Origin of the sequence: Edwardsiella sp. A.80236 (genome assembly GCF_044540725.1) — a bacterium.
Classification (GTDB): Bacteria; Pseudomonadota; Gammaproteobacteria; order Enterobacterales; family Enterobacteriaceae; genus Edwardsiella; species Edwardsiella tarda.
The window spans coordinates 1-4,452 of sequence record NZ_JBIUCY010000041.1 but is presented as its reverse complement, the minus strand read 5'-3'; the positions used below and the strand labels follow the sequence as shown (position 1 = coordinate 4,452).

Genomic DNA, 4,452 nt, shown 5'->3' with positions numbered 1-4,452 from the left:
TAAGCAGAGTTTTTGAAATGTAAGGCCTTTGAATAAGACAAAAGGCTGCCTCATCGCTAACTTTGCAACAGTGCCATAAATATATCTACTTATTGAGAGATGATATATTTATTTCCAAAATGCTACAGATACATCATCATGAAACGGATCACCGCAAACAGGTTACTCGCCTGGGGATTCCCTTTCGACCCGAGCATCCGTATGATACTCATGCTCGATTATTATTATTATAGAAGCCCCCATGAATAAATCGCTCATCATTTTCGGCATCGTCAACATAACCTCGGACAGTTTCTCCGATGGAGGCCGGTATCTGGCGCCAGACGCAGCCATTGCGCAGGCGCGTAAGCTGATGGCCGAGGGGGCAGATGTGATCGACCTCGGTCCGGCATCCAGCAATCCCGACGCCGCGCCTGTTTCGTCCGACACAGAAATCGCGCGTATCGCGCCGGTGCTGGACGCGCTCAAGGCAGATGGCATTCCCGTCTCGCTCGACAGTTATCAACCCGCGACGCAAGCCTATGCCTTGTCGCGTGGTGTGGCCTATCTCAATGATATTCGCGGTTTTCCAGACGCTGCGTTCTATCCGCAATTGGCGAAATCATCTGCCAAACTCGTCGTTATGCATTCGGTGCAAGACGGGCAGGCAGATCGGCGCGAGGCACCCGCTGGCGACATCATGGATCACATTGCGGCGTTCTTTGACGCGCGCATCGCGGCGCTGACGGGTGCCGGTATCAAACGCAACCGCCTTGTCCTTGATCCCGGCATGGGGTTTTTTCTGGGGGCTGCTCCCGAAACCTCGCTCTCGGTGCTGGCGCGGTTCGATGAATTGCGGCTGCGCTTCGATTTGCCGGTGCTTCTGTCTGTTTCGCGCAAATCCTTTCTGCGCGCGCTCACAGGCCGTGGTCCGGGGGATGTCGGGGCCGCGACACTCGCTGCAGAGCTTGCCGCCGCCGCAGGTGGAGCTGACTTCATCCGCACACACGAGCCGCGCCCCTTGCGCGACGGGCTGGCGGTATTGGCGGCGCTGAAAGAAACCGCAAGAATTCGTTAACTGCACATTCGGGATATTTCTCTATATTCGCGCTTCATCAGAAAACTGAAGGAACCTCCATTGAATCGAACTAATATTTTTTTTGGTAAATCGCATTCTGACTGGTTGCCTGTCAGAGGCGGAGAATCTGGTGATTTTGTTTTTCGACGTGGTGACGGGCATGCCTTCGCGAAAATCGCACCTGCTTCCCGCCGCGGTGAGCTCGCTGGAGAGCGTGACCGCCTCATTTGGCTCAAAGGTCGAGGTGTGGCTTGCCCCGAGGTCATCAACTGGCAGGAGGAACAGGAGGGTGCATGCTTGGTGATAACGGCAATTCCGGGAGTACCGGCGGCTGATCTGTCTGGAGCGGATTTGCTCAAAGCGTGGCCGTCAATGGGGCAGCAACTTGGCGCTGTTCACAGCCTATCGGTTGATCAATGTCCGTTTGAGCGCAGGCTGTCGCGAATGTTCGGACGCGCCGTTGATGTGGTGTCCCGCAATGCCGTCAATCCCGACTTCTTACCGGACGAGGACAAGAGTACGCCGCAGCTCGATCTTTTGGCTCGTGTCGAACGAGAGCTACCGGTGCGGCTCGACCAAGAGCGCACCGATATGGTTGTTTGCCATGGTGATCCCTGCATGCCGAACTTCATGGTGGACCCTAAAACTCTTCAATGCACGGGTCTGATCGACCTTGGGCGGCTCGGAACAGCAGATCGCTATGCCGATTTGGCACTCATGATTGCTAACGCCGAAGAGAACTGGGCAGCGCCAGATGAAGCAGAGCGCGCCTTCGCTGTCCTATTCAATGTATTGGGGATCGAAGCCCCCGACCGCGAACGCCTTGCCTTCTATCTGCGATTGGACCCTCTGACTTGGGGTTGATGTTCATGCCGCCTGTTTTTCCTGCTCATTGGCACGTTTCGCAACCTGTTCTCATTGCGGACACCTTTTCCAGCCTCGTTTGGAAAGTTTCATTGCCAGACGGGACTCCTGCAATCGTCAAGGGATTGAAACCTATAAAAGACATTGCTGATGAACTGCGCGGGGCCGACTATCTGGTATGGCGCAATGGGAGGGGAGCAGTCCGGTTGCTCGGTCGTGAGAACAATCTGATGTTGCTCGAATATGCCGGGGAGCGAATGCTCTCTCACATCGTTGCCGAGCACGGCGACTACCAGGCGACCGAAATTGCAGCGGAACTAATGGCGAAGCTGTATGCCGCATCTGAGGAACCCCTGCCTTCTGCCCTTCTCCCGATCCGGGATCGCTTTGCAGCTTTGTTTCAGCGGGCGCGCGATGATCAAAACGCAGGTTGTCAAACTGACTACGTCCACGCGGCGATTATAGCCGATCAAATGATGAGCAATGCCTCGGAACTGCGTGGGCTACATGGCGATCTGCATCATGAAAACATCATGTTCTCCAGTCGCGGCTGGCTGGTGATAGATCCCGTCGGTCTGGTCGGTGAAGTGGGCTTTGGCGCCGCCAATATGTTCTACGATCCGGCTGACAGAGACGACCTTTGTCTCGATCCTAGACGCATTGCACAGATGGCGGACGCATTCTCTCGTGCGCTGGACGTCGATCCGCGTCGCCTGCTCGACCAGGCGTACGCTTATGGGTGCCTTTCCGCAGCTTGGAACGCGGATGGAGAAGAGGAGCAACGCGATCTAGCTATCGCGGCCGCGATCAAGCAGGTGCGACAGACGTCATACTAGATATCAAGCGACTTCTCCTATCCCCTGGGAACACATCAATCTCACCGGAGAATATCGCTGGCCAAAGCCTTAGCGTAGGATTCCGCCCCTTCCCGCAAACGACCCCTTTCTGGCGCGTTTGCAGGGCCATAGACGGCCGCCAGCCCAGCGGCGAGGGCAACCAGCCCGGTGAGCGTCGGAAAGGCGCTGGAAGCCCCGTAGCGACGCGGAGAGGGGCGAGACAAGCCAAGGGCGCAGGCTCGATGCGCAGCACGACATAGCCGGTTCTCGCAAGGACGAGAATTTCCCTGCGGTGCCCCTCAAGTGTCAATGAAAGTTTCTAACGCGAGCCATTCGCGAGAGCCTTGAGTCCACGCTAGATCTATCTCATCTGCGCAAGGCAGAACGTGAAGACGGCCGCCCTGGACCTCGCCCGCGAGCGCCAGGCGCACGAGGCCGGCGCGCGGACCCGCGCCACGGCCCACGAGCGGACGCCGCAGCAGGAGCGCCAGAAGGCCGCCAGAGAGGCCGAGCGCGGCCGTGAGGCTTGGACGCTAGGGCAGGGCATGAAAAAGCCCGTAGCGGGCTGCTACGGGCGTCTGACGCGGTGGAAAGGGGGAGGGGATGTTGTCTACATGGCTCTGCTGTAGTGAGTGGGTTGCGCTCCGGCAGCGGTCCTGAGCGGTCCTGATCAATCGTCACCCTTTCTCGGTCCTTCAACGTTCCTGACAACGAGCCTCCTTTTCGCCAATCCATCGACAATCACCGCGAGTCCCTGCTCGAACGCTGCGTCCGGATCGGCTTCGTCGAAGGCGTCTATCGCGGCCCGCAACAGCGGCGAGAGCGGAGCCTGTTCAACGGTGCCGCCGCGCTCGCCGGCATCGCTGTCGCCGGCCTGCTCCTCAAGCACGGCCCCAACAGTGAAGTAGCTGATTGTCATCAGCGCATTGACGGCGTCCCCGGCCGAAAAACCCGCCTCGCAGAGGAAGCGAAGCTGCGCGTCGGCCGTTTCCATCTGCGGTGCGCCCGGTCGCGTGCCGGCATGGATGCGCGCGCCATCGCGGTAGGCGAGCAGCGCCTGCCTGAAGCTGCGGGCATTCCCGATCAGAAATGAGCGCCAGTCGTCGTCGGCTCTCGGCACCGAATGCGTATGATTCTCCGCCAGCATGGCTTCGGCCAGTGCGTCGAGCAGCGCCCGCTTGTTCCTGAAGTGCCAGTAAAGCGCCGGCTGCTGAACCCCCAACCGTTCCGCCAGTTTGCGTGTCGTCAGACCGTCTACGCCGACCTCGTTCAACAGGTCCAGGGCGGCACGGATCACTGTATTCGGCTGCAACTTTGTCATGCTTGACACTTTATCACTGATAAACATAATATGTCCACCAACTTATCAGTGATAAAGAATCCGCGCGTTCAATCGGACCAGCGGAGGCTGGTCCGGAGGCCAGACGTGAAACCCAACAGACCCCTGATCGTAATTCTAAGCACTGTCGCGCTCGACGCTGTCGGCATCGGCCTGATTATGCCGGTGCTGCCGGGCCTCCTGCGCGATCTGGTTCACTCGAACGACGTCACCGCCCACTATGGCATTCTGCTGGCGCTGTATGCGTTGATGCAATTTGCCTGCGCACCTGTGCTGGGTGCGCTGTCGGATCGTTTCGGGCGGCGGCCGGTCTTGCTCGTCTCGCTGGCCGGCGCTGCTGTCGACTACGCCATCAT

At 58.5% G+C, this 4,452-nt stretch carries 6 protein-coding genes; 5 read left to right on the top strand and 1 reads right to left on the bottom strand.

The window, feature by feature from the left end; genetic code table 11:
- Nucleotides 1–241: 241 nt before the first annotated feature.
- From sul2 to ACEQFP_RS17195, 4 genes are all read left to right on the top strand, one after another.
- Complete coding sequence (gene sul2 / locus ACEQFP_RS17210) at nucleotides 242–1,057, top strand: sulfonamide-resistant dihydropteroate synthase Sul2 (protein WP_001043260.1); 816 nt, start codon at nucleotides 242–244, stop codon at nucleotides 1,055–1,057.
- Between the two features lie 60 nt (nucleotides 1,058–1,117).
- Entirely contained in the window at nucleotides 1,118–1,921 is an 804-nt protein-coding gene (aph(3'')-Ib, locus tag ACEQFP_RS17205; protein ID WP_001082320.1) for an aminoglycoside O-phosphotransferase APH(3'')-Ib, read from the top strand.
- Nucleotides 1,921–2,757 (top strand): aminoglycoside O-phosphotransferase APH(6)-Id, encoded by an 837-nt coding sequence (locus ACEQFP_RS17200; RefSeq protein ID WP_000480972.1) that lies wholly within the window; start codon nucleotides 1,921–1,923, stop codon nucleotides 2,755–2,757. Before aph(3'')-Ib ends, ACEQFP_RS17200 begins: the two co-directional genes overlap by 1 nt.
- A 386-nt stretch (nucleotides 2,758–3,143) precedes the next feature.
- Nucleotides 3,144–3,386 carry a transposase gene (locus tag ACEQFP_RS17195; RefSeq protein WP_000844627.1) on the top strand — a complete coding sequence of 81 codons (243 nt, stop codon included), beginning with the start codon at nucleotides 3,144–3,146 and terminating at the stop codon, nucleotides 3,384–3,386.
- Nucleotides 3,387–3,427: 41 nt separating this feature from the next.
- Here the strand turns inward: ACEQFP_RS17195 and tetR(A) are convergent, their stop codons facing one another.
- Nucleotides 3,428–4,078 (bottom strand): tetracycline resistance transcriptional repressor TetR(A), encoded by a 651-nt coding sequence (gene tetR(A) / locus ACEQFP_RS17190; protein ID WP_001493764.1) that lies wholly within the window; start codon nucleotides 4,076–4,078, stop codon nucleotides 3,428–3,430.
- Between the two features lie 105 nt (nucleotides 4,079–4,183).
- Here tetR(A) and ACEQFP_RS17185 point away from each other — a divergent pair.
- Nucleotides 4,184–4,452: MFS transporter (locus ACEQFP_RS17185; RefSeq protein WP_162001018.1), on the top strand; the 269-nt coding region annotated here is incomplete at its 3' end.